The sequence below is a fragment of the Paenibacillus sinensis genome, assembly GCF_019904155.1.
GTDB classification, from domain to species: Bacteria; Bacillota; Bacilli; order Paenibacillales; family Paenibacillaceae; genus Paenibacillus_AQ; species Paenibacillus_AQ sinensis.
In genome coordinates this window covers 1-341 of the sequence record NZ_JAHCMB010000220.1, presented here as the reverse complement: position 1 = coordinate 341, position 341 = coordinate 1, and the positions used below count along the sequence as shown (strand labels likewise).

Annotated in this window: 1 protein-coding gene; it reads left to right on the top strand. The window is 38.4% G+C overall.

What is annotated here, in order from left to right; translation table 11 throughout:
* A partial coding sequence (locus tag KIH86_RS26460; RefSeq protein ID WP_407672356.1) for a hypothetical protein occupies positions 1-341 on the top strand: 341 nt, incomplete at both ends.

Sequence of the window (341 nt, the reverse complement as noted above, 5' to 3'; positions counted from 1 at the left end):
CAAGCTGGGTATATATCGAGAGTTCTTAGAACACCACTAATGCGCAGAATTTCAACTCCAGTGTATAATGGAACCACTTCTCCAGCAACTAGAGCACTCACATATACAACAACACAGACATACACTGCCAATATTTCGATAACAGCAAGTCGAAAAGCATATATAGACGCTGGAATAACTGGTGGAGTATCTTGGTCTCAGTCTGCTACTACTACAAATACTATAACTGCAACTATAAAACCAGGAGAGTATAACTGGGTTGACTACACACCTTATATGAATAACAGTTATGGTACGTTATATGAGAATATATGGAATGTTGATCCAACTACTGGTCAAAC